We start from the raw sequence: 25385 nt of genomic DNA, 5'->3' as shown, positions 1-25385 counted from the left end.
GTTAGGGGGGATCTAAACGCTGTGAGGCAACTCTCAAAGACTTGTGTATACACCGCCCCAAGGGAGAGGGGCTGGGGGTGAGGGCAAAACGTTGTCACCAAGCGGTTTTAGCGTTAAGTTGACACCTATAACGCCTGTGTGCGCCCACTGCGTGATGCTAAAAGTTTTTAGCACTATACTTAATCGGGTCAAACTCAAATCTCTCATTCGGATCGGTTTCGCCGTAGATATTAAAAGTCACAGTTGGTTCATCACCCACTGCTTCTACACAGTGAATTGCATCGGGAGTAAAGCTAATAATGTCTCCTGGGGATAAAGTTACCTCTCCCGTCGGTTCAATTTTGTCCTGAAATTCGGGGCTATTAGTGCGTCGCCAAAAAGTATTTTTTTCCTGACCTTTTAGCACTGCCACGATTCCCCATGTTCCATGATTATGAATGTTCGATCGGGTTCCCGGCGCAAATGTTACTGTTTGCACAGTTAAGGGAAAACCCAATTCATCGTATAGGAGTAAAACAGAGGTTCCCGTTTTGGGCGAAGGCTCTAAATGTTGACTTCGTACCCAGTAGGAATTGACGATCAAGCGCCTTACGAGCATCCGAATTTCTGGCAGACAATTGGTTTCATTATCACTGCCATTGAGAACATCTTCCACCTCAGTTAAAAACCGATAAAGGCGGTAATTTTCTCTCAATAAATCCCATGCTCTCACAGATTTACAAGCTTGATGCTGACCGTCCCCCGTTAGCAGCCAATCCCTACCTTTCATAACTTTTAAATTGATAACGGAGAAGATTGGACGATCAGGATCGGAGAGACATTAGGCATATTACCTACAGGAAATTGAGTAGGTATCGTGATAGGAGGAAAGATAGAGTTACTATCAGTAGCTGCTCCTAATAAGGAGTAAGAGGAATACGATCTGGTAGATAACCAATTGTTCATGATTTTTCGCAAAAAGGGAATTCATTGGGAATTGGACATTGGACATTGGTTGTTTTACAGACGCGATTAATCGCGTCTCTACCCACCCCGACTCTTTCTTGTCGAGAAGTGCATTGACTAATTAATCATCTTCTTCTGCTGGACGTGTCAAAATATCCAGGAGAATTCCGGCACCAAAATCCTGCTTTTCGTCTATCTCTTTGACTTTAGTGCTGATTTCTTTTGCTTCCTCAATTTCTCCTAACTTTGCTAGTACTAATCCAGAAGCAGCATAAGTATTTAAGTACAATCGAATTTGTGGTTCTTCTTTGCGATTGACTAATATCGGCTTAAGTTGCTCCCAGTCATCAGGAAATTTTTCTAGTTCTTTAATTTTATCTAATAATTTGATTGTTGTTTGTAGTGCAAGAGAATAATTATTTTTATAATAGAAAAATCTATATGCTGCTACCAAGACATCTGTATTTTCACCAGTTTGTGCTAAAGCTTGTTGAATATACTTTTCCGATTCTGATGTATTTTCCCAGTTTTGTGCAGCTAAAACTAATAAGTTTTTAATGTCCTCTGGAACCTGGAACCATGAGAATTGGTTTGTATTAACTTGCATAATGAATTCCTGGATAGTTAGGAGTTAGGAGTTATGAGTTAGAAGTTGTGAATTACGAGTTAGAAGTTATAAATTCTTAACTCTTTACTTCTGGCTCCTCACTCCTAACTTTTGTTAAAACAAAGTGAGAACGTACACCAAGGTGAATAATACAATCCAAATAATGTCTACGAAGTGCCAGTAAATTTCTGTCATTTCGATGAAAGTATGATTGGTTGCAGAATATTCACCGGGAAGACGCGATCGCCACAATGCACGTAAGATCAATAACAGTCCTACAAAAACGTGCAAACCGTGGAACCCGGTCATGATATAAAAGCAGTTGGCAAAGACGTTGGTAGTCAGTCCGTATCCTAATGTTGAATACTCATAAACCTGACCACCCAAGAAAATTGCCCCCATGATTGCAGTAATTGCATACCACAGTTGCATTCCCTTGACGTTATTCTTTTTAATCGCCGTATCACCAAAGTGAATCACGAAACTACTCGACACCAGGATAATGGTGTTAATCGTCGGCACGAGTAGTTCTACTTCACTTCCTTCTGGAGGCCAAACTGCTGTAGTACCCCGGAAAAATAAATAAGTGGCAAAAAATCCCCCAAACATCAGGGATTCAGAAGCGAGGAACGTTAACAATCCCCAAACTCTTAAATCTGGATGTTCTTCGTGTCCTGCACTGCGATCTTCGCTTGTGGTTGTAGCTATAGTCATAGATTTTTTGACAATATTACCTACGTCTGTTGTGGAAGCTTGAATAAAGAATGAAATCTAAATCAGCAAAATTTCCATTCTTTATCCAAAATCCTTGTTTAGCCAAACTCTTGACTTGTTCAGGAATTCTCAAAATTCCGAGTTCCGTGTTCTGAATTCGGGCGTCCGTTTATTGAATTCGGGCATCCGTTTATTGAATTCGGGTGTCTGTTTATTGAATTCGGGCGTCCGTTTATTAAATTCGGGTGTCCGTTTTCTGAATTCGGGTGTTCGTTTATTGAATTCGGGCGTCCGTTTATTGAATTCGGGTGTCCGTTTATTGAATTCGGGCGTTCGTGTTCCAAGCTTGAAGCTTTGGGTTCCAAGCTTGGAGTTTCGAGTTTTCAAATCTAATGACTAGAAGTTGAAGTTTCAGTGACTTTAAGTGCGATCGCACTACTTAATCTACGAACTAAGCACTAGCTTCCGGTGTTGCAGATGGCTGTACTTCTGTACTATGACCATGACCGTAGTCATAAGGGCCATGAGTCACAACCGGTAACACTTCCCAGTTTTCAATTGCGGGTGGTGAGCTAGTTGTCCATTCTAAAGTCAAAGCTTGCCAAGGATTATCACCAGCCAAAGGCCCCTTCAGCCAACTGTAGATCATGTTGATGGCAAAGGGAATTACCGATATTGCCAAAACAAATGAACCAAAGGTACAAATCTGATTGAGGTCGATAAATTGGGGGTCATACATTGCCACTCGTCGGGGCATTCCTTTCAAACCCAACTCGTGCATGGGTAAGAAAGTAAGATTAGTGCCGATGAAGGTAAGGGCGAAATGAACCCGTCCCCAGTTTTCATTGAGCATTCGTCCGGTCATTTTGGGGAACCAGTGATAAATGCCGGCGTAAATGCCAAACACGGAACCGCCAAACAGAACGTAGTGGAAATGTCCGACTACATAATATGTGTCGTGGACGTGAACATCAAAGGGGGCTGTTCCCATCGTTACACCGCTTAAGCCGCCCATGACAAACATGGATAACAAGCCAATGGCGAAAAGCATTGCCGTGGTGAAGCGGATTTTACCACCCCAAAGGGTAGCAACCCAGGCAAAAATCTTCACGCCAGTGGGAACTGCAACTATGAGAGTGGATATGGTGAAGAACATCCGCATCCAACCGGGTGTGCCGCTGGTAAACATGTGGTGTACCCAGACGAACAAACCAACAACGCAGATGGCGACACTAGAGTAAGCGATCGCTTTATAACCAAAGATTGGTTTGCGGGCGTGAACTGGAATTACCTCCGACATGATGCCGAAGATGGGCAGAATCATTAAATATACTGCCGGGTGAGAATAAAACCAGAATAAGTGTTGATAAATTACAACGTTACCGCCTGCATCTGGTTTAAAGAAAGAGGTGCCAAAGTTGAGGTCAAACAACAGCAGAACTAAACCGGCTGCTAATACAGGTGTGGAGAGAAGTGCCAACAGGGAGGTTGCCAAGATTGCCCAACAAAACAAGGGCACTTGATCCCATTTCATGCTAGGAACCTTCATCATCAAAATGGTGATCACAAAGTTCAGTGAACCCAAAATTGAAGAAGTTCCCACTAAGACGATCGCTAATATCCACATAGTTTGAGCGATTGGTGCTGTCACCAAACTCAAAGGTGGGTAAGCTGTCCAACCAGATTGCGAACCGCCAAAAATGAAACTACCTAAAATGAGCGCACCTGCTGGTGGATTCAACCAAAAGGCGATCGCGTTCAGTTTCGGAAACGCCATATCCCTGGCACCGACCATCAAGGGCACTAAATAGTTACCAAATCCCCCAATGGCGCTAGGGACAATCCACAGGAAGATCATAATCGTCCCGTGATTGGTCATGAAAGCGTTATACAGATTGGGGTCAAGTACGTCTGCATCTGGTGTTGCTAATTCCACACGGAGAGCAACAGCCATCAATCCGCCGATGAGATAGAAAACAAACGCTGTCACCAGGTATTGGATACCAATAACCTTGTGGTCAACATTAAATGTAAAATAGTCTTGCCATTTCCACGCCTTTGGATGAGAGGTGTGGCCAATCACCAGAGTTTCCGGTTTATTTTCTTCTGGTGGAGTATTCCGGGGAAATTCTACCTGCGTCATATTTTTGTCCTTTGTCCGTTGTCATTTGTCATTTGTTCTTTGTCTGTTATCATTCGTCCGTTGTCATTTGTCCGTTATCATCTGTCAGTTACCAATAACTAATGACTAATGACCAATGACTAATGACCAATGACCAATGACTAATGACCAATGACCATTGACTTTAGAGTGGCTGCACTAATTCCCATCTCATGGGTGTGGGGCGCGAGAAACTCTGATGTTGATAAGTCGGCTGGATTAACTGCAACAACTTGATTTAGATTTTGTTGTTGAGCAATCTGGTTTTCTGTCCGCCAGCTATCATATTCTTCTGGTGTGTGGACAATTACCTGTGTCCGCATTGAACCGTGATAACCACCGCACAACTCAGCACAAACTACGGGATATGTACCTGGTTTGGTGGCGACAAATCGCAGTTCGGTAGGGATACCGGGTAGTGCATCTTGTTTCAGGCGGAAGTTTGGCACCCAGAATGAGTGAATTACATCTTGTGCTGAAAGGTTGAGTTGGACATCAGCACCGACGGGTATGTGCAATTCTCCAGAGGTAATGCCACTATCGGGGTAGTTAAATATCCAGGCGTACTGTATGCCTTTGACATCAACAACTAAATCGGCTGGTTTGTTTAGGGTTTGAGGAGACGCGCCAATACCGATAGTTGGGGCAATTGTCGGGGCAGTTGTTGCTTCAGAAGCATCGCTGAGTGTAGCAGCAATTGCAGTTCCCGACTTATGAGCAACATGAGCAGCTGAATGAGGATGACCAGCAGGCTCAAAACCGCCCATTTGGTTAAAAACATCTACGCTGTAGATGCCCAAACCGAGGACAATTACTGTGGGAATTGCTGTCCAAAAGATTTCTAAGGGAACGTTGCCTTCTATTGGCAAACCATCGGTATCATCACCGCGACGGTGACGAAACTTAACCAAAAAAACTATAATTGTTCCTTCTACCACCAAGAAGAGTGCGATCGCAATGGTAAACATGACGTTAAAAAAACCGTCTACCAAAGGCGCTTGTAAGGATGCCTGCACCGGCATGAGAGTGTGGTTTTGACCGATCCAAATGCTGATTGTTGTAACTACTATCCCAGCAACCAGAGTCCATAGTGAAACAGGAATTTGTTGCATACATGCTACCTGCTTTGTAAACCGTCTTTAGAGGTGTTATTTTCTGAGTTTAGGTTTTAGGGGAGAGGTTATAGGTTACAGGTAATAGGAATTCATCTATTTCCTGTAACCTGCACCCTATTCCCTTGTTCTTTCCCCATTTCCTATTTCCTTTTCACTTATTAACTTTCTAACGTGCAGCCATAAAAAATGGGGGAAACTTCCAGATTTTTTCCATATCTTTCCCCCAAAAAATGGCAAATTATATTTCAACTCATACCACAAAGTTAGCCCCCTGCTTTCAGAAAAGCTAGTTGTTCCAAGAGGGCACTGTTAGACCTAATATTGATTAGGCTATATTAGCAGCAAGTTTAAATTTGTTAATAGCTAACATTTTACGATTTACGGATTTGTTTACCGTGAACTATTTATTAGTTACAGTAAGTATTGAGTATTCCCCTCAAGTTACCTTGCCTAGCGCATTTGCGCTTTTTACAAACAGTGCCTCCTTGAATTAACAAAAATTTTGACTAACTCCAAATACCTTAATTATTGACTGCAACATGGGTGTAGCAGTTCTTTGGACAAATCCGCGAACAAGCTTCACAACCAATACAGTTTTCTGGAGAAGTAACTGCCATTACTTTCCGTTCAATTTCTTCATCATCTTCATCTTCCACAAATTCACCTTCTTCATTGAGCGCCTTCAAGCCAAGCACATTGTATCCGCATACTTTAACGCATCTGCCACAGCCGATACATTTGTCCTTGTCGATTTCCTGAGCGAATTTTGGTGTCCAAGCTTTACCGCCAAATGTCAAACCTGTTAGTTGTGCCATGAATAAATCCTCAGCAATTTTGCCTGTCAATCTGTTTGTGCATTAATCATCATATTATCCTAATCTTTTATTCTTTTGTATTCAAAACTTACTTTTATAACATCAATTTTCGATGACTTTGAACACAATACTCAATTGTTTTTTATGTCATTTTATAGATAAAACTTATTGCAAATAATTCTTATGAATATTTAGTATTATTCGTTCCTATGTTCTACATATAAATGCATTCATTGAGCCTATGAATCAATCTCTGACTAGAGGTAGCAGCCCATGAGCAGCGATTTCCATACAGAGGATAAGTAAAAAGTTGAGGATTTTAAACCTATACAGGTGACTAAAGCTTCATGTCTATGTGATTTATAACTGCTGATTTAACTATTATTTCCAGCAAATGCAGCTATCTCTTTAAGAGTAATGATATTCTTTTTCAAATATTTGTAGATTTAGGCAAATAAAATTATATAAACAGTATACATGTATACCAGAATAAATGTTCATCAGTTACATTTTGATATATACAATATGTATTTTATAAAGCAACAATTTTCAATTTGATTTGATTTAAATATTTAGATAAATCATGACAAAAGGAATATTCTTATTTCATCTGAATAAACAGAATTAATTTATAAAGGAACTGTAAAGTTTATGGCAGAATATTATGATGCCTTAAATATTAAAATTATTAACAAATCAGAGGAAGCTCAATTGCAGGAGGCTTAAACATTTCCTAAAAATACTTTGCATAAGGTTTTCTGGTCAAAGCTAAAATGTTCATTAATTACCTAATTAAATAAATGTTAAGATTTTTTCCTAAGCTCAATACGAACAAATTAATCATTTTTTTCATGAAATGTATAGTTAATAAGAAGTTTTATTAGGCTATTTTTAAATCCTTAAATAGCTTGCGATTGGATGTGAATTTAACAAGTGGATGTGGGAATAGAACGTAGTGAGAATAATCTTTTCTCACTAGAAAGATCATGTGGTAGGGAGTCATGAATAAACAGGACTCATCCAGGGGAGACCTGAGCCAGACATCTCAACGATTAGAGTGGGAAAAGAGCCAAATGCCTTATACAATTCCTAACAACAGTTGCGTTGGATGTGACAACTGCCGCCCCCAATGTCCTACGGGTGCAATCAGAATAGAGGACAATGAATACTGGGTCGATCCTGGTCTTTGTAATAATTGTGAGGGCTATTATTCAGAACCGCAATGTGTAATAGCTTGTCCAACTAATTCTCCTATTCCTTGGCAGGCGAAAAAGGGAAGATGCAAAGTTGAACCAAGAGATGCTAGCAGCTTAGACTTATTTTCTAATGGCAAGAATAATCCATTTGCTTCAGCGATCGCAATTTGGGAAGCTTGTAATGTATTAGCGCAGCGCACATCCCTACATTGGGAAACCGATGAAGAAGGCTACATAAGTTACAGCCGACAAGTCAATCAAGGACGAGGTGCGATCGCTTTTCACATCCAAGATCCCTTCAAAGTCAACGACAAGGCTACAGATATAGCAGCAATTGAGGGGCTTGACATCAGAGCCGCTTGCATACATCTAATTTTTGCAGCTTACGCTACAGCCTTAGATCAACCTTGGGAGCAAGAATTTGCGATCGATGAGCGACAAATTGAGAAATATTTGGGGATGGAGAAACGCAAAGACTTGAGCAAAGCTGCCAAGCTAGCTTTAATGAAAAATATCGTTCAGCAAGCTTGCTCTCTGATTATCTCCATTGACTGGCCCCAACAAGGTCGAATTAACGGATTCTCTCTTGTCGGCAGCCGCTTATGGCACTTAGTAGATATTCAGCACCACTTCCAAGAAGACAATCTCGGATGCAAATATCTGATTGGGCTAACTTTTAAAGTAAAAGCAGGGTTATGGGCACAATATTTCTTAAATAAACAAGCATGTAAAGAGCGCACTGCATTCTATCAATACGGCAGTCTCCCCAAAACACTGCTAACCACAGTTATGAGCATTTGGCAGCAACATGAAGGCGCAGTTCGACTAATGCTGTGGTTGCTGTTTAAAACCAAAATGGGTAAAGAACAACGCATCACCATTCCTACCTTGCTGCGTATTGCTTACGGTGAAGAAAAAGTCGCCCTTGCATCCAGACAACGGGAAGAACGCAAACGTCTGCTGCGAACCTTTGAAAGCGATTTGGAAATTCTCAATCACTATGGAATGAAACCACTTTTCGATCCAGTTACTTATCCACCAGAAATTCAACCTTTGTGGGCGAAATTAATCGATCTTCCCGAAGATCCAGATGAAGCATTAGAATTTTGGACTAATGACGGTGGTGCTGAAACTCGCCTCACAGACACAGGCCCCCGTGGTAAGTGGAATCTGCTAATGAATGCGCGGATTTTAGCTTTTGAACTCCCGCCAGAATGGGAACAGCAAATCTCAGAATCGGAAAAAAAGAAAACAAGAACTGCTAAAGCCAAAAAGAAGCCCAAAACTACAAACGATTTGCTAGGCGAACAGATTTTGCAAGCGCGAAAAAATTTGAATCTCTCCCAAAGAGAATTGGCAAAACTCACAGGTAAAAGCCAAAGCTGGATTCGAGATATCGAGAATGGTCGTTTAAAAGCCAAATTAGAAGACCAAGTACTGTTACGAAAAGTCTTAAATATGCCTTTATCTTGATTTGAAATTTAAACGCAGAAGGACGCAAAGATTTTATTACGAATTTGTGTAGCGTTATACGAAATACAGCATTTCATTAATTCGTAGCGAACTAAACTTAGCAATACTCTGCGTTCCTCTGCGCTTCCCTTGGCGTCCCTCTGCGTTTAAAAACTCTCCACTTCTATGTACTATAACTCATTACCTTACTAGAAGTAATCCAAAAACTACCAACAGCATATTTAGTAACTACCAACTCTCGTGTAGCATTACATGAACTCTTGAGTTGTTGAGTCTTGGTTTCATCTTTCACAAGTTTTGCATGGTAAGTGTAAAGAGAACCACAAGGTTGTTCAAAACTAAGTTCAGCTAAAATAGTACTATTGTCTAAACTTTGCTCTAAAATTTTGCCTGCAACTTTGTAATTAAACCAATCCCACCCTTTATAAAGAATTAACTCTCTTTCCAAAACCTGAAGTGCAGCAGGCAAAATTCCCCAGCCTCGATAGACTTGATGTAAGCATTGAATATCACCAGTACGAGTCAAAATCGATCTAAATGAATCTTCATCAAGACGACCGTAGTATCTTCCTTCTGGCAAGTCTATAACTGTTGGTGCAAACCGATGTCCACCAAAGTGCGATGATTTCCAAATTCGCACATTCTCTAAGCACAAATCAGCATTACTCGCTGTTATTTGGAAGTAAAAAGGCGCGCCATATCTCGCACAACATTTATCATGGCTGCCGTGGGTACAAACTAAAATATCTCTAGTTGTACTAGTTTCTACTTCCAAATTAGAATCGATACCCCCTATCCATTTTTGGACAACCCCTGCTACTTGCTCAATATTTCCTAGCTGAAACTCCTGCTTATGGTATCCATTACTTAGCCCCTCTTCTTTTTGATAAATCAAAAGCGTAGTGTGATTTACCTTGTGTGATAAATCATTAGCAATTAGGAGAAATCTAATCGGTAGTTTCGCATGCTTCACTTCTTCTACCAAAATCCTCAAATTCTGAGGCACCCACTTGGAGTTCAAGGCTTCTGATGTCCAAGGTAAAGGACACTCAACTAAAATATAAGTTTGATAATTGGTGGCACTACCAATAACATCTTCTCCTACTTGCCGCGAATCATCAGAACAAAAAAAAGTATTCATCTCGCTGTACTCATTAGCATATTTTATCGACAAAAGGTATTACAAAATACAATTGTGTTCTTAACTACAATATCCTTGGTTCAAGAAGATAAAAAAGAACAATATTCATTTTCGACTTAAAACTAGGTAGCCACTTTATAACATCATTATCGCTCAAGGTCTTTCCCATTAATAAATTCTCCACAATAAAGATAAATAGTGTCAAGAGATATTTTTCCGTATGAGTGGCGTTAATTTTGTATCTAGTTTTATTGTTATTTGGTATTTAATAAATTTTCATTAGCGGAAACTCAGTTTTTCTGAATTTGGTGTCTTTGGCAAAATCAAATATATTAAACCTAGCACATAGACACAAAGCGACTTGGAGAGTTACCGACGATTAACTTGCTGACAATATTGATGTAGCTGATACTACAATCAAAAATGTTTCTAGCAGCAACCTAGTTGTTTAAAGTTTTGCTGAAATTATCTACATAGCTAGTTACATATCCTGTTTTTACATATAAAGATATAATTCTGTGCGGATCATCTGAAAAATATATTTCTAAAGGTAGATGTAGAAGCATTTAATAAACAGCGATCGCAATACTGTTTTAAGACTTCTTCCACACTATCTGCTTTCAATTTATCTATCGAATTATCCATATTGCAAATAATTCTCAATAGGTTGAGAAAATAAAAAAAGTCAAATTAGGGGTAAATGCTTTACTTCCCCATACTTCATTTGCGATAAGTTAATAATCAAAAGTAGCGACTAATTATCAGCAGCGTCACTGACATCAACAATTAACAAATTTGGTATTTAGCGTTTTACCTAATCTAACTTCCTGAAGATAGTGTCAGGGTTTGATGATAGGCATCTGCTTTGACTGTAACTGAAGTCAATAAGAAATGCAAGTTTTTAAGAATCTTTATGACTTCTTTACAGTTTGTTGCCTCTAGGATATTGCTTAAATCAAGGTGAACAGGCATTTCATAGTAAGCATAGCCTACTACAACAAGCATTTAGAGTTTGAATATAATAGATAAAGTTTTGCAATTGTGACAAATTGTTGCTAGTAAAAGCGCACTTACTAGTTCAAATATCTCTAGCTATGGCGATCGCATATTTCTACTTTCATGCAGAATTGAATCATTTTTTACCACGACATCACAAACAGGTGAGAATCTCTCATGTGTTTGAGGAAAAAGCCTCAATTAAGGACATGATTGAGTCGTTGGGTGTCCCTCATCCAGAGGTGGATTCTATAAATGTTAATGGTGAATATGTAAATTTTTCTTACATAGTTTCCGATGGAGACACTATCAATGTTTATCCAATTTCAGCTAGGAATTTTATTATACCAAGCGTTTCTGTTCTGCCAAAACCTCTCAGTATTATCCGCTTTGTTTTAGATATTCATTTGGGGAAGCTGGCGACATCTTTACGACTTTTAGGTTTTGATACTTTATACCGCAATGACTACGAGGACGAGAAATTAGCCCAAATATCCTATACTCAAGCGCGGATTCTCTTGACTCGTGATAAAGGTCTATTGATGCGTAGTTTGGTAACGCATGGGTATTACGTTAGAAACACTAACCCCGAACAACAAATTTTAGAAGTACTGCAACGCTTCGACCTGTTTAAATTAATCTCACCATTTAAACGGTGTTTGCGTTGCAATGGATTATTAGAACCTGTAGATAAGCAATCGATTATTGAACAAGTGCCAGAAAAGGTGCGATTGCAGATTGATCAATTCCAACGTTGCCAAGACTGCGATCGCATTTATTGGAAAGGTTCACATTATGAACGATTGCAACAGTTTATTGATGGAGTACTCAACTCACAAAGAAATGAGTAACTATTTACCCAGCTGAAATATTCCCACTGATTATTTGACTACCCCCGATTCTGGGATCTTCATCTTCACGATTCAAATCATCAGGAGTGGGATTTTGCTTACTCTGTCCGCTAACTTCTTCTGGTTCAATGGGATCTGCCTCTTGAGTTTTATCAATATCAAGAGAGCGAGGAGGCCCTTTAGCTTGAGATAAATCGATAAGTGGATCGGGTTGCTCAGTAGTCATAAGTTGCTAAATAATAGTGTAGTTTTTCTAGTGTTAAATGTATCTTCAGCGCAAACATCTTTCTTCAGAAAGAAACTACTGGCGTGACAAGACTAAAATGTTGCAATAAATTTTCTTGTGGGGCGGGCATCTTGCCCGCCAATTAGGACGGGCTAGAAGCCCATCCCACAAGAGTTTGCTAATGCACAAATTTAGTCTTGACACGCTGCTACATTGTGTGACGGTGTAATAAAAGGTGAGTGAATGACATTAATTTTAGCTCTCGATTTTGGTGGAACTAAGCTGGCGGCAGCATTGGTAAATATCGGTTCTAGAACGTGGTTGCGTTATGAACGTCGTCTGTCGCCAGCGAATGCAGATGCTAGTACTGACTTGGAAATTATGCGATCGCTCATTTACTCTTTGCTGCAAGACACGAAACCTGCTGCGATCGGTGTCAGCTTTGGCGGCCCGGTTGATGCTTCCACGGGGACGGTGCGACTATCTCATCATGTGGTTGGATGGGAAAATATTCCTCTCAAAGCTTTGTTGGAAGAGGAGTTTGGCGTTTCTGTTGATGTAGATAATGACGCGAATATTGCTGCTTTGGGAGAACATCGCTTTGGTGCTGGTCAAGGATACGATAGCCTGTTTTACATCACTGTCAGCACTGGCGTGGGTGGCGGTTGGATACTCAATGGCCAGCCTTGGCGGGGCGCTGCCGGGATGGCTGGCGAAATTGGACATATCGTTGTAGATCCGGCTGGGCCAGTTTGTTTGTGTGGGAAGCGGGGATGTGTGGAACGTTTGGCTTCGGGGCCTTATATGGCGCAAAATGCTAGGGAAATTTTAGAAAAGGAACCGCAGAGGCGCGGAGGACTCAGAGATGGAGAGATTTTGAGGGGTTTGGTGGGGAATAATTTAACGTTGCTGACGGGACAGTTGGTAAGTGAAGCGGCGGCGGCGGGTGATGATTTGGCGAAGGAAGTTTTGCATAAGGCTGCTTGGGCGCTGGGTGTGGGTATTGGCAATGTGGCGAATTTGATGAATCCGCAGCGCTTTGTGTTGGGAGGCGGTGTGACGAAGGCAGGGGAAGATTTCTGGCGGGTGGTGCATCAGGTGGCGCGGGAGACGGCTTTACCGGAGGTTGATTTTGAAGTTGTGCCTGCGGTACTGGGGGATGATGCGCCATTGTGGGGGGGTGTAGCGATCGCTTCTATGACAATCCCGAATTTGTAAATGAGTGACGTGTGGAATGCATAAGTGCAAACAGAACTGGGTAGAGGATGTAAATTTAAGCGAATAAATCTTAATACTCAGGTGAAAGATGGAATGGTAAGTTTTTTACAGCTTATCTATCGATAGGTACTAGACAAAAATTCTCAAGTAGCCTTTTTTCCTGCATACAGAGACGAGGAAGATTTCCCCGCCGTAGTATTTCTTACGGTAGAAAACATTCTATTCTCATTTCTTTGCTCCCTTCCGTCTATCCATCGCCTTGCCCTCCCCTCCTTTGAGTAATGATAAAGATTCTACGCTCCCTTCTTTCATACGCAGCTTTAGCTACTATTGTTTTAGTAGCTGTAATCACAACCCATTTAGAAACTACGCAGAAAATTGTGGCTGCCGAATCTACCAGGAGCTTGTACGTCTACGTATCTCCCACGGGAAGCGATACCGGAGGCGATGGATCGCTAGGCAAGCCATTGAGAACGTTGGCGTATGCAGCAAAACAAGTTCAACCGAATCAAAACTACACGATTTATTTGAACCCAGGCATCTACAGAGAAACGGAAGCGACTGTACTTCCGCCGGGAGTGAATATTGAGGGAGCGGGTGAATCAAGCGTGACTATCACTAGCAACGGTGCGATTCCTGCTCTAGAAGTAAACACTGGCAGCACCGACTGGAGTCTTTGGCATCATGGAAGCATTATTCAGCTTGTCTCGCCTAGCTACTCCGGCTCGAACCCTCGGTACGGCTCTCCTTCCGAGATGATTGAAGCGACAGACGGCAATCAGACGTTAGGCGGCTTCACCATAGATGGAAACGGCAAAACCATCAAAGCCGGCATCTGGGTAGAAAATCGTAACAACGTGACTACGCATAATGTCACATTCAAAAACTTCCAGCACAGTGGTGCAGTTTTTACCCGTGGCAACATGTGGTGGTACGTCCCGCTTCCAGAGGGAAAGTGGATGAAGGACACAACGATACATGATTGCACATTTATCAACTCCGCAGCGGATGGAGTATCGGGAGCATCTACCGGGAACTTGAGACTTGGAGGGCTAGATGGCGCTGACATCTACAACATTACTATCCGAGAAAATAAAGGATATGGCATAAAGTTCATGCATGTAGGTCATATACGTAACGTGAAGATTCACGATTGCGACATCCAGGTTCCAGAAGTTGATTCCCAGTGGAGTGAGGATGCTTCCATTGAACTTTGGAATTTGAGTTATGGAAACGACATCTACAATGTTAAGTGTAATACGTGGTTATCGATGGTCAATCATTCAATAATGAATGAATACCAGCCGACAGCTACACACCCAAGCAATCTCAAGATACGAAACTTACGAATAAAAGATATTGACGGACACAGTGTTAAGGAGTCAATCGAGGTTGCCTTGAGCGGAGTGGAGATATCCGACTCCTACTTTCAGGATAAGGGCTTCGGTATTGCGATCTGGGGAGGGAAAGCATGGGGCGGAAGTATAGAAAATCATGATATCAACATCCACAATAATATTTTCGCAAATGTTGCTCGTAAAGTTCAATTTGGTTTCGGGAACAGTGCTGCCGTCTTCATTCCCGATCCAGCTTCCAACATCAAGATTCACAACAACGTGTTCGATACTTTAGGGAATAGCCTACAAATCAACTCCGCAGACAGGATATCGATCAAAAATAATGTGTTCTTGAACTCTCAAGGAGACGATGTGCAAGGAGGTAAGAACATTGCTTTCACTAATAATCTTCGCAGAAATACGAATCCAGGAAAGCCAACTTGGCAGATCCAATTCGCGGTTAATGCGACAAACATCCAGGGAGATCCAAGATTTACGGGCACGGGCGATCGTTGGAACTCTTACTATAAGCCGGCTTCGTCACGCAGTCTTGTGGTGGATAAAGGAACTGATGTCGGACTTCCTTACTCCGGTTCGGCACCTGACATCGCTCGATGGGAGTGGTAAAGAACGTTCGCTTCTATGACAAATCCCGAAATTAATACTCTGAGAAGATATTAAAGTATTTCTTTCATTTAAACCTGCTATTACTGTTGAATGCCTTGACGAAACTCTCTAATCGCTTCCAAGGGAGACGATAACAAAACACAACGATTGAGCAGGGATAAATCTAATTCTGCTAATAGCTCACTTTTAACAACTTTCTCATATTCTTGTTCTCGTAAGCAGTAGACTTCAATTGTGCCATCTTCCCAAAACCAAACTTCCGGGACTCCCATTAATTTGTACTTCTGTAACTTTATGGGACTACCGCTAGTGATGACTACTTCAATACAGAGGTCTGGTATAGGTTTGTCGGTTACAAAGCAATAAGATAAGTCAGCTTGATATTCTACTATCTTGGGAACAACCTGGCTAAAACTTCCACTAGGAAAAAATTCAATACCCCTGACTTCAAAATAAGTAATTAGCAGTGCAGCAATTAAACACTTAATCGCCTCATGAGGCTTACCAATAGTCACTATTTCTAAGACTCCATCACAATAAAACAGCCGCACTCCTGGTATATTTTCAAAGCTAGCTTGAATTGCTTTAAACTGTTCCCAACTTAACCCATGTCGAAAGAAGCGTTGTTCTTCTGGTAAGTTAACAGCATTTTCTAACGTTTGAGTCATAATATTTTTTACTCTCTTAGTTAGTAATCAAAAAAATTATCTCATTTCCATTTTAAGTCAAAACCAAATTATCCCGATGAATCACGGTTTCTGCACCGGCATAGCCTAAAATTGTGGAAATTTCTCGTGAATGACAGCCGCGAATCTTTTGCAGTTCATTGCTGTTGTAATTTACAAGTCCTCTGGCAATTTCGTTACCGTTGGTGTCACACAATAACACCGCATCCTGTGTATCAAACTCTCCTTCTACTAGCTTAATTCCAGCAGCTAATAAGGATTTTCCTGCTAGAGAAATTGCCGCGATCGCACCTTCATCTAAATACAATTTCCCCGCAGGTACAAGTCCATAAGCTATCCAACGTTTACGCGCCGAAGTTGGTTCTGGTTGCGGTTCAAAATGCGTCCCAATCAATTCACCTTGGATAATTTTTTCGATATTCCGGGGAAATCGCCCTTGGGTAATTACGGTACGTACTCCCGCCGTAATGGCAATCCTGGCAGCCGAAATTTTTGTCGCCATGCCGCCAGTACCCCACTGGGAACCTAGGGAACTTGTTTGGATTTGTAATTCTGTTAATTCTTTAATGCTACTAACTAAAGCGATCGGCCGCGCATCTGGCACGGAACGGGGATCGGCTGAGTACAACCGATCGACATCGGTAAGCAAAAATAGCCAATCTGCTTCTACTAGGCTGGCAACCAATGCTGAAAGGGTATCATTATCACCAAATTTTAGTTCGTCTATTGCTACGGTATCATTTTCATTGACTATGGGGATCACTCCCAGTCCCAGTAATTCCTGAAAGGTGTTATAGGCATTGAGATAGCGGCTGCGCTGTACTAAGTCACTACGAGTTAATAATACTTGGGCGATCGCCTGTTGCAAGGTAGTAAATAAATCATCGTATATCCGAATTAACCTACCTTGTCCAACTGCTGCTACAGCCTGTTTGAGTGCGATCGCTTTAGGACGTTCAGTTAAACCTAACCGCGCACACCCTACGCCTACGGCGCCAGAGGAAACCAAAATCACCCGATGTCCTTGGCGTCTTAAATTGCAGAGTGTTTCCGCCAAGGTAGCAATAGTAGAAAGTGCTAATTGTCCTGTTTCTGGTTGAGTTAGGCTAGAAGTACCGATTTTGACAACAATTGTTAGTGGCATCTAAAAAGTGAGGAGTTAGGAGTTAGGAGTTAGGAGTTGAATTTAATTCATAACTCATAACTTCTAACTCCTAACTCAATTTGTAAAGCGCCAATCCCTCTATAGTGAAGGTTGACGCTTTACGGAAGTATATTTACTTAGTATGAGTTAGGGTCTTTTTTGGCTGACCCCATGTTATTAATACTTATGATCCCCGATTTTTTGGTTCCAGTAAGATTCCTTAACCATTTCTTTAGATTTACTTTCCTGACGATTTCTCAACTTTTGTGAATCTTGGTTTTCTTGGGGGTAATAGAGGCTCCCAGAATTTCAGATATCCAAACTTCAAAGTTGCGGACGGGATGAGAGCGGAGAGCCGCGTCGGCATGAACAATCGGTTCGACTAGAATAGTAAACATTCCCAGGCGATTTCCTGCGATGACATCGGTAAACAAGCGATCGCCTACCATTCCCACTTGATGTACTGGTAGATCCATTCCCCTCAGTGCTGCTCTAATTTTGCGTCGGGAAGGCTTGGCTGCACCTAAGTAATAAGGCAAGTTAAGCGATCGCGCAATTCCACCAATTCGGGCTTCACTGAGATTGTTACTCACCAAGCATAGTGCAGTACAGGTGCGGATTTGCTCCACCCACTCTCGTAGTTCTGGGGAAGCTATCCCGACTGTAAAGGGTACTAAAGTTTCATCTACATCCAATACCAGCCCTTTAAGCCCGTATTTTTGGATAATATCTGGTGTTAGGTTCAACACTGAACCTTCTAAAATCAAGTCAGGCTGTAAAAGATTGTTCCAGACCATAAGTCAACAGTCAAATTTAAATAGCTAAGACAAATGAGCATAACCCAATATAGTTTAGTTAGTCGAAGTCCATCCTGGAATATCTCCCTGAACATTTTGAGATAAAATCCCTAAAATCTTATCTATCTCTTTGATGTAATAATTATTCAAATCAATAAATATATCGTTTTCTTCTAACTTCAAAAACTTCCAAATATCCCCTGTTGTTACTGCACCGTAAATTTGTCTGATTTCATTTCCTTCTTGTTGATTAAATAATTTTGCTGCCAACATTGCGGCTGCACATTGACCTAATCCACCTTTAATATTTTCATTTTTGGCTTCAATAATAACTACCACTGGCACATTAATCGTTAGCTGCTCTTTAGAACGACTGATGATAAAGTCACAGTATCCATTCAGACCTTTTTCTGTATCTACATTAAAATCTGTTCCCGAAAATAAGCTAATTGGATAATTAGCCCTGCGTCTTACCTCCAACAATATCGGAGTAATAATCATTTCTGAACGAGCTTTTTCAGTATTAATTGCTAAAGCCAGTTCTGTAGTTTCTTCTAAAGAATTTTTGAGTTTCTCGCTTGCCTGTAAAGGTTCTATGTCAGCACATAAATCAGTTTCTTCATCAATGCGGATGCTGAACGACTTTTTAAATTTACTTAATGTAAAATCGCTATAAGCCATTTTCAGCACCTCATACCAATTTTGGATTTAGATTGTGGAATTGAAAATCACGACCAAAATGCTTCTTCCAGAATCTTAAACAATACTAATTGTCCCAATTTAGTGTCAATCTTTCATAGCTTCCACATTTAATGGGACATGGTAAAAGGTTTAGGTAGATTTTGATTACAATGAAAATTCCCAATTAAAAATTCAAAATGTAATATTTTCATTTTGAATTTTTAATCTTATTCCACTTCATTAAAAAGATGTTCTTCTAACAGAGGTTGCACTTTGCGGAACTCCTCTGGAGAAAGTAATTCAGGCTCACCTGTTTTCGTTATTCGTGCAAAAAACAACAGGGGATCTAAAGGTGTATAAATTGCATACTCCTGATCTTCCTCATAAAAGCTAGCAAGTAGCTGTAATTGCTCAGGCTCTAAATCTGCCTCTTCATCTTCGATTTCTAAGGTGAAGAGTTCTGATTCTTCCACTGGCGGTAAATCACCTGCAACTGTCAGAGCATAGGCTGTGTTCTTCAGTATCAAGTTTTGCTCAGATAGTACGGCTTGGGCATTAGCAAAAATTTGCTCAATTATAGTGTCGTCTTCCACCAGAACTGCTTCTTCTTCCTCACCGTCACCTTCCCAAGAAAAAATTTCTACAGGTGAGTCTACAGGAAGAAGTAAAACGTATTCTTGTCCATCTACCTCCAGGGAATGCTCTATGTAACAGTCGAGCGATCGCCCTTTGTCATCGGTTAAAGTGATGGAACCCGCATGAGCGTTATCATTTTCTTCAGGAAATGGAGAGGAAAACATAGCCGAAATGTAGAAATTTAATAAATACCAGCAAGTTTGAAAATCGCTTAACTATAGTTAATGACATATTATTATGTCAAACAAATAGCTTTATACGTAGATACAACTGCTGGCTAATCGTTTTCAGAATATCATGTTAAAAGGTATCAATATTCAATAGCCGCAACTGAACTGCGGGAGCTGGCACGCTTAACATCCAGCCATTGTTGTAAAATCAAAGCGGCTGCCTTGCGGTCAATCAAACCTTTATGGCGTGATGGGGAGCGGTTTTCAGCTATCAGCAGTTGCTCTGCTTGAAATGAAGTTAATCGCTCATCCATATATTCCACAGGCAGGTTTAGTGCTTTAGCAAGTCTTTTAGTAAATTTCTGAACTTGACGAGCCTGAAATCCTAGTGAGCCATCCATTGAATAAGGTAAGCCCATAACTAGAACTTGCACCTCACGTTCATTAACTATTTGTCGGATTTGCTCGACATCTTGCTCAAAAGATGCACGCTCAATTGTGGTGATACCCGTGGCAATTAAACCCGTGCGATCGCACCCAGCCACACCAATCCGCTTGCGACCAAAATCTAGTCCCAAGGCTGAAATAAATGGTTTTGCTTGCTCTTGGGATATCACCTAATTCTCCTGCTGTCCATCTGCTGATTCAGAAATCGGCGATGTTTCTATGCTAGGGTTTTTTACCGAAAAGTTAATCGGTTCTGGCTTGCTTGGCAGAGACTTATCTGATGATGGCAACTTTCCTGGTTGTATCCATGACATCCCACCTGGTATAGGTTTACGAGTAGGTTGTAAACCTTGCAGCATATCAGTCCACTGGATTCCTTCTAAGGAGACGAATTTCGACTCTCGTAGCTTGTGCCACACAGAGCGAGACATCACTAATGTATGCTCTATGCGTTTTGCCCCAATTCGCTCCAAATATTCTTCTCGTTCAGCCTGATAGTCTGAGGAAGCTAGTTGTAACCCTTGCTGGGGAAAATCTTGGGCAATACGAGCCAGTTGAGATAGTAATTCTGGATAAAGCCAGGTGTAAGCAGGATGAACTGTGAGCGTTGCAGCATGGGGAACTTCACCTTTGCGATCGAGTTGTACCTGAAAATAACCGATCGCAGCTTTGCGTTGCGGTTCAAATACGTAACCACTGACTACTTCTGTTTTAGTCAGCCATTGTTTCACTGCATCAGTTAAAGCACCGAACAAGCTGGTTTTAAAGTCGCGGGTATTGCGGTCAAAAACCTGACGTACCAAAGGTGGCATTGATGCCGTATCTAGTTGATATAGCAACTGGGCATCAGCATTACTTACTGGCAAGAGGTTGGGCAAGTCTGGCTCTGCTTGTGCCAATTCAGCCAGTAATTCTGGCCCAATTTCCCAGTATGTCATTTCTGCCAGACGCTGGAATCCATTTTGCCGATATAGTGCTAGCGCCTCTATGTCATTGATATTAACTTCTAGTAGCCAAGTACGAGCTTCCAAAATCGATTCAAAGCAATGACGCAAAAGTTGCGAACCAATTCCTTGTTTATCGACACCACGCTCTAGTAGCACTTGATCGAGCCGCCAAGTACTACGTGTACGGTTAAAGGGTGACACTTGAATCATTCCTAAAAGTATCCGCCCTTGCTCTGCGACAAAAGCACAGAGGCGATACTGTAGCGGGTTAGGAAACCAACTTAAAAATTTGAGTAATCCATACCAGCGACGCAGCCTTTGCATCTGGCTGATGGCAAAACCTGCTCCCTGAGGAGTGAGGGCTGCGAATGACTCTTGAGTTATGCGCTCAATTCCGTCCAGATCCCGGTATTGGACTGGTCGGATAACAACGCTGAGGTTTCTGGGAAGTAATGAAGTCATTTTTATTCGAGCCGCCATTTAGCCTTAACTAACTGCTCTTGAAAGGAATAAACTGCTTGCAATAATCTTAACTAGTTTCTGCTCTCTACTATTGTGCCAAAAGGGTGATTTTAGTAACTTAATACTTAAAAAGCAGAAAAAGCAGACCTTGTGAGAACACCATTGGCATTGACCCAACAACATCTGCCCTTATTTTATTTGAATTTTGATTAAAATTTGTATATATTTTATAACCCTTGCCGAGAAACTAGCTTTTCAAAATGGGCTTGGGTTTGATGGAGTAATTGGTGGCGACTATCTACCAGTGTTTGCTTCAGTGTTGGAACAAGATTACGAGCTTGCAGAGTCATGTGAAGTTGCAGATTGGCGACATATTCACTGAAATCTTGATTCACTTCATCTGCGCCTGCATCTGTTAATAAATTTGATTCCATTGCCACTGTGTTCTCCTGTGTTAATCCTGTGCTGTCTCTCTTCATGACCAAAAACTATCACGTTGTTTGGACTAACTTCTTAATTTGCAATGAAGTTTAACGCTTCTTAGGGATAGTGTACCCCTTAAAATCTCAAACCAACACCACCTTGTACGGAGATAGCTGTACCACTGCTATCTCGATAGGCATCAAAAGCAATAATAGCATTGCCAAAAAGGACAGTATTGCTATTTGGGATCATATAATCAATGCCTGGTTGTAAAGCAAAACTAATTTTGTCGCCCACAGGGGAAGAACCACCACCACCAGCCAACACTAACCCAGCGCCCAAGTAGGCATCAGCTTGCCAGTTGAGGGGGAAATCGTAAGAAACCGTTGGTACAACAGCCGTATTATTACCAATTAACACTTGAGCGCGCAGTGAAATTGGTGCTTCCAAAAGCTTGTAGCGCCCCGCGATTACTCCCCCAAATTGGATACCATCGGTAAAACCAACAGTGGGGCCGATACCAATATAACTGCCATAAGCTACTTGAGCTTGTGCTGGTTTCGTACTCGCCAGACTCAAGACCAAACCAGCCCCCAAAACTGAAACCAAAGATGGAATATACTTCATAACCAACTCCTCACACCAATTTGTCATTAGTCAATTGTCATTTGTAATGTGGGCATGGGACATGGGACATCGGTTATTTTCTCCCTGCCCCTCTGCTCCTCTGCTTCCCTGCCCTTCCATTCTATGGGCAACGGGGATGAATGCCTCCTTGAGTACAAATGTATGCTAATTGCTTGGCATCTAAATTTTTGGCTTGAGAAAAATCAACCCCTTGAACTACGGCAGATACTGAGCCTAAATCTGGGGTTTGGACAAATTGATCTGCTGGGTCTTGTTTGCTAGGAGCGAGAATTGCTCCTTTAAAATCTGCTCCAGCGACATTTGCCCCACGTAAATCTGCAAGGCTCAGGTCAGCATTTTGCAAGTTAACGTTTTCCATTTGGGCAGAGCGTAAAACAGCACCAGTTAAACGAGTGGCGCTGAGGTTAGCATTGCTGAGATTAGCACGATCCAAATAGGCTCCTGATAAATCTGCCCCTTGCCAATCAGTGTTAGTTAAGTTGGCAAAAGATAATTGCGTCCCGATCGCAGTGGCGCGACCTAAACGCGCTGCATACAGATTGGCTTCGTTCAATTTGGCATCGCCTAAATCTGCCCCAGTCAAGCTAGCTTTTTCCAAAACTGCGTTTCGCAGATCGGCTCCTACTAGTTGGGTGCTGTTGAGTTTAGCATCATATAGACGTGCATTGGATAAGTTGGCTCTGTTAAGAGTGGCACGACTCAAATCGATCCGGTTCATCAAAACGCGACTAAGATTAGCATCAGTAAGATTGGCTTGCTGCAACTGAGCTTGGCTTAAATCAGCCATTACATCGTCGTAGGTATCCCAGCGTCCATCTTCACCCACACCCCGGAAGCGGCTACCCTTAAAGCTGGCTTGGTTAAGATTTGCAGATTTAAACTTAACTCCTGATAAATCAAGATTTTCCAGTACCAAGTTGAAGTAGGAACTTCCTGAAGTACCGCTTTGACCTAATTGGGTTCTACTAAGGTCAACACCCTCGATTTTACCGCTGTAAACAGAGAGAATCTTGTTGATTGTCCGCTGGTTTCTTTGTAGCCGCCCTTGCCGTAATTCTCGCTCTTTGGTTGCCGTGCTACCCACAGATTCCAGTTCGCTGACCAAAAACTGATTCTTATTTTTGAGTTCTGGGATGGCTTGGGGCCCGACAGTTGTCAAAGCTTGTTGAATTGTATCCAGAAGGCTGGGGTTAGTTTCGCTAACTAATAAATCCGCCAGAAATTTAATGGACTGTGGGTCATTAAGACCACCCATAGCCAGAATTGCACTTTGACGTTGCTCATTAGTCGCCCCAGAGTTGGGAGTCAATTGTTTGACAAGTTCGAGGAATTGTTGGCTGTTGATTTGCTTGGTTGCTCGCTGGGATTGTTGAATTTGGATATAAACTTGAGTCCCGATTAAAGTTGCCAGCACAGCAGTCATACTCGTCAGCCCTACCCCAAATAAAGTCAGATTGGGATTTTGCTGTATTCGCCGCCACAAATTATGCGATTGGCTGGTTTCGACTGCCGCAAATTCTTCACCCTCCCGCTCTTCTTCTGCTCGATCGTTACCGTCAGCAGACTGAGCTTGTTTGTTGCTAGCTAAGACTGCATCAATTGTATAAGTACCTGCGAGTTGATCGTGTAGTGCGCGACGCCCCCGACGCGACGGTAAGCCAATCCCTTCACCCACAATCATTAATAAAGATAAAAATGTGAATAATCCTAAATTGGGAAAAGCAAAGCTGTAGCGCCACAGCAGATAGGCTATGGAAATGGGTACAGTCCAACGCCCAACGCCTTCTCTGATCGCAACTGCCCCCAGTCCGGGCGGCTTTCCTTGCTCGTTGACAACCCGCACATTTAACCAACGTTTCCCAATTGTGCTACCAGTCTTAGCTAATAAATACAATTGCCACCACGAGAGAGTTACAGGCGCTAACAAGGCGATTGTCCACAAAATATTAGTCGGCCATGCAACGTTACGGATGCCATAGCTCACAGGTAGAGCTAAAGGTCTGGCGATCGCTCTTTCTGTGACTACCAGCACGGGGTTAAGCGGTACTCGGTTTAGATCGCTTCTAGAATTGGCATAGACACCAATGCCGAAGGGAATCAATCCACTAGTAACCACGAGTGTGATTTCAGCTGCCCAAGCAGCAAAACGCCTACTTGCTAGCAGCAGCGAATTGGCTCTTTCCGATTTTTTTGACTGACCAGATTGATTACTAGTTCTCCTGACAATTGGTGAGGTCATCGTATAATTTCCTTTGATATTATTTCTACGCCGCGATCGGCACAATTAAAATAGACTAAGCTACTCAGCAAAAAGAAAAGCATATTGAAATAGGATTTAGGAGTAATACAGCAGAATTCAGTAGTCAGAATGGGCTGCGCTAACAGAATTCAGAAGTAAAACAGGCTTTATACCTAGTTTTGACACTTCACTTATGTACTTCACCTTTCTTTAAATCCTCTGTAAGTCAGGAGCCTTTTGTATTCTGGCTCCTGACTCTCATAACTCCAGGCAGAGTGCAAAGTAAATGCATATCAACTTATTGCTTACGTTGAAAGCTACCAGACACAAAAAATTTGTATCCAACATACACTAACACTGCCAAAAGTGCCAGACTGATTACAGATGCAACTAGTTTAAACACTGCTTGCAGTATCGCCAAGCCTGCTAGCACCGTCACACCCGAAACTACCAGCTTTTTCACACCAGATAAGCTGTTGAACCAAATCTGAAATCGCTCTAGTTGCAAGTTAAAGCTGGCAAAAACAGACTGAGGGCTTTGTTTTTGTTCTTGTGAAACCACCCCAGGCGGGGAATTAATCTCTGCCTCTAGCTTATCGAGACGACGCTGTAGGTCTTCTTCTGGTTGAGGATTCATTAATCTTTCCTACCTCATTAGCATACTTATTCAACAATAGACCAAC

Annotated in this window: 23 protein-coding genes; 4 read left to right on the top strand and 19 right to left on the bottom strand. The window is 41.7% G+C overall.

Going from position 1 to position 25385, the window contains the following annotated elements; genetic code table 11:
- Positions 1-157 precede the first annotated feature (157 nt).
- From ACM0OX_RS03725 to fdxB, 6 genes are all read right to left on the bottom strand, one after another.
- Positions 158-769, bottom strand: coding sequence for a cupin (locus ACM0OX_RS03725; RefSeq protein WP_414513172.1), 612 nt, complete (start codon positions 767-769; stop codon positions 158-160).
- A 297-nt stretch (positions 770-1066) separates the two neighbouring features.
- Positions 1067-1552: a hypothetical protein gene (locus ACM0OX_RS03720; RefSeq protein WP_414513170.1), complete on the bottom strand. Its 486-nt coding sequence runs from the start codon at positions 1550-1552 to the stop codon at positions 1067-1069.
- Between the two features lie 114 nt (positions 1553-1666).
- Positions 1667-2266: a cytochrome c oxidase subunit 3 gene (locus tag ACM0OX_RS03715; protein WP_414513168.1), complete on the bottom strand. Its 600-nt coding sequence runs from the start codon at positions 2264-2266 to the stop codon at positions 1667-1669.
- 451 nt (positions 2267-2717) lie between these two features.
- Positions 2718-4409: a cytochrome c oxidase subunit I gene (ctaD, locus tag ACM0OX_RS03710; RefSeq protein WP_414513167.1), complete on the bottom strand. Its 1692-nt coding sequence runs from the start codon at positions 4407-4409 to the stop codon at positions 2718-2720.
- Positions 4410-4549: 140 nt separating this feature from the next.
- Positions 4550-5539 (bottom strand): cytochrome c oxidase subunit II, encoded by a 990-nt coding sequence (locus ACM0OX_RS03705; protein WP_414513165.1) that lies wholly within the window; start codon positions 5537-5539, stop codon positions 4550-4552.
- Between the two features lie 524 nt (positions 5540-6063).
- On the bottom strand, positions 6064-6357 hold the full coding sequence (gene fdxB / locus ACM0OX_RS03700; protein ID WP_012407144.1) for a ferredoxin III, nif-specific: 294 nt from the start codon (positions 6355-6357) through the stop codon (positions 6064-6066).
- Positions 6358-7430: 1073 nt separating this feature from the next.
- On the opposite strand from fdxB, the gene ACM0OX_RS03695 reads away from it, so the two are divergent.
- A complete protein-coding gene (locus tag ACM0OX_RS03695) occupies positions 7431-9026 on the top strand; it encodes a helix-turn-helix domain-containing protein (RefSeq protein WP_414513180.1) in 1596 nt (531 codons plus the stop codon).
- Between the two features lie 163 nt (positions 9027-9189).
- Here the strand turns inward: ACM0OX_RS03695 and ACM0OX_RS03690 are convergent, their stop codons facing one another.
- A complete protein-coding gene (locus tag ACM0OX_RS03690; RefSeq protein WP_414513163.1) occupies positions 9190-10167 on the bottom strand; it encodes a sucrase ferredoxin in 978 nt (325 codons plus the stop codon).
- A gap of 1094 nt (positions 10168-11261) precedes the next feature.
- Here ACM0OX_RS03690 and ACM0OX_RS03685 point away from each other — a divergent pair.
- Complete coding sequence (locus ACM0OX_RS03685) at positions 11262-12014, top strand: Mut7-C RNAse domain-containing protein (RefSeq protein ID WP_414513178.1); 753 nt, start codon at positions 11262-11264, stop codon at positions 12012-12014.
- A gap of 4 nt (positions 12015-12018) precedes the next feature.
- Here the strand turns inward: ACM0OX_RS03685 and ACM0OX_RS03680 are convergent, their stop codons facing one another.
- Positions 12019-12240 carry a hypothetical protein gene (locus tag ACM0OX_RS03680; protein ID WP_414513161.1) on the bottom strand — a complete coding sequence of 74 codons (222 nt, stop codon included), beginning with the start codon at positions 12238-12240 and terminating at the stop codon, positions 12019-12021.
- Positions 12241-12483: 243 nt separating this feature from the next.
- Between ACM0OX_RS03680 and ACM0OX_RS03675 the strand changes: the two genes are divergently transcribed.
- On the top strand, positions 12484-13458 hold the full coding sequence (locus tag ACM0OX_RS03675; protein ID WP_414513159.1) for an ROK family protein: 975 nt from the start codon (positions 12484-12486) through the stop codon (positions 13456-13458).
- A gap of 476 nt (positions 13459-13934) precedes the next feature.
- Positions 13935-15422 carry a hypothetical protein gene (locus ACM0OX_RS03670; RefSeq protein WP_414513157.1) on the top strand — a complete coding sequence of 496 codons (1488 nt, stop codon included), beginning with the start codon at positions 13935-13937 and terminating at the stop codon, positions 15420-15422.
- 80 nt (positions 15423-15502) lie between these two features.
- Here ACM0OX_RS03670 and ACM0OX_RS03665 read toward each other — a convergent pair whose 3' ends face one another.
- From ACM0OX_RS03665 to ACM0OX_RS03615, 11 genes are all read right to left on the bottom strand, one after another.
- Positions 15503-16090 (bottom strand): Uma2 family endonuclease, encoded by a 588-nt coding sequence (locus ACM0OX_RS03665; RefSeq protein WP_414513155.1) that lies wholly within the window; start codon positions 16088-16090, stop codon positions 15503-15505.
- 52 nt (positions 16091-16142) lie between these two features.
- Positions 16143-17252, bottom strand: coding sequence for a glutamate 5-kinase (proB, locus tag ACM0OX_RS03660; protein ID WP_414513153.1), 1110 nt, complete (start codon positions 17250-17252; stop codon positions 16143-16145).
- A 257-nt stretch (positions 17253-17509) separates the two neighbouring features.
- Positions 17510-18049 (bottom strand): YqeG family HAD IIIA-type phosphatase, encoded by a 540-nt coding sequence (locus tag ACM0OX_RS03655; RefSeq protein WP_069068441.1) that lies wholly within the window; start codon positions 18047-18049, stop codon positions 17510-17512.
- Between the two features lie 54 nt (positions 18050-18103).
- A complete protein-coding gene (locus ACM0OX_RS03650; RefSeq protein WP_414513151.1) occupies positions 18104-18730 on the bottom strand; it encodes a hypothetical protein in 627 nt (208 codons plus the stop codon).
- A gap of 227 nt (positions 18731-18957) precedes the next feature.
- On the bottom strand, positions 18958-19530 hold the full coding sequence (locus tag ACM0OX_RS03645) for a DUF3727 domain-containing protein (protein WP_104907765.1): 573 nt from the start codon (positions 19528-19530) through the stop codon (positions 18958-18960).
- Between the two features lie 146 nt (positions 19531-19676).
- Positions 19677-20153, bottom strand: a complete 477-nt coding sequence (ruvX, locus tag ACM0OX_RS03640; RefSeq protein ID WP_414513149.1) for a Holliday junction resolvase RuvX — start codon at positions 20151-20153, stop codon at positions 19677-19679.
- A complete protein-coding gene (locus ACM0OX_RS03635; RefSeq protein ID WP_414513148.1) occupies positions 20154-21410 on the bottom strand; it encodes an N-acetyltransferase family protein in 1257 nt (418 codons plus the stop codon).
- Positions 21411-21619: 209 nt separating this feature from the next.
- Positions 21620-21826 carry a hypothetical protein gene (locus ACM0OX_RS03630; RefSeq protein WP_094352643.1) on the bottom strand — a complete coding sequence of 69 codons (207 nt, stop codon included), beginning with the start codon at positions 21824-21826 and terminating at the stop codon, positions 21620-21622.
- Positions 21827-21950: 124 nt separating this feature from the next.
- On the bottom strand, positions 21951-22442 hold the full coding sequence (locus ACM0OX_RS03625; protein WP_292784516.1) for a hypothetical protein: 492 nt from the start codon (positions 22440-22442) through the stop codon (positions 21951-21953).
- Positions 22443-22563: 121 nt separating this feature from the next.
- Entirely contained in the window at positions 22564-24702 is a 2139-nt protein-coding gene (locus tag ACM0OX_RS03620; protein ID WP_414513146.1) for a pentapeptide repeat-containing protein, read from the bottom strand.
- A gap of 298 nt (positions 24703-25000) precedes the next feature.
- Positions 25001-25339, bottom strand: a complete 339-nt coding sequence (locus ACM0OX_RS03615; protein WP_414513144.1) for a hypothetical protein — start codon at positions 25337-25339, stop codon at positions 25001-25003.
- Positions 25340-25385 lie beyond the last annotated feature (46 nt).

Source organism: Nostoc sp. PCC 9305, assembly GCF_963920915.1.
Taxonomy (GTDB): domain Bacteria; phylum Cyanobacteriota; class Cyanobacteriia; order Cyanobacteriales; family Nostocaceae; genus Nostoc.
This window is presented reverse-complemented; position numbering and strand designations above follow the sequence as displayed.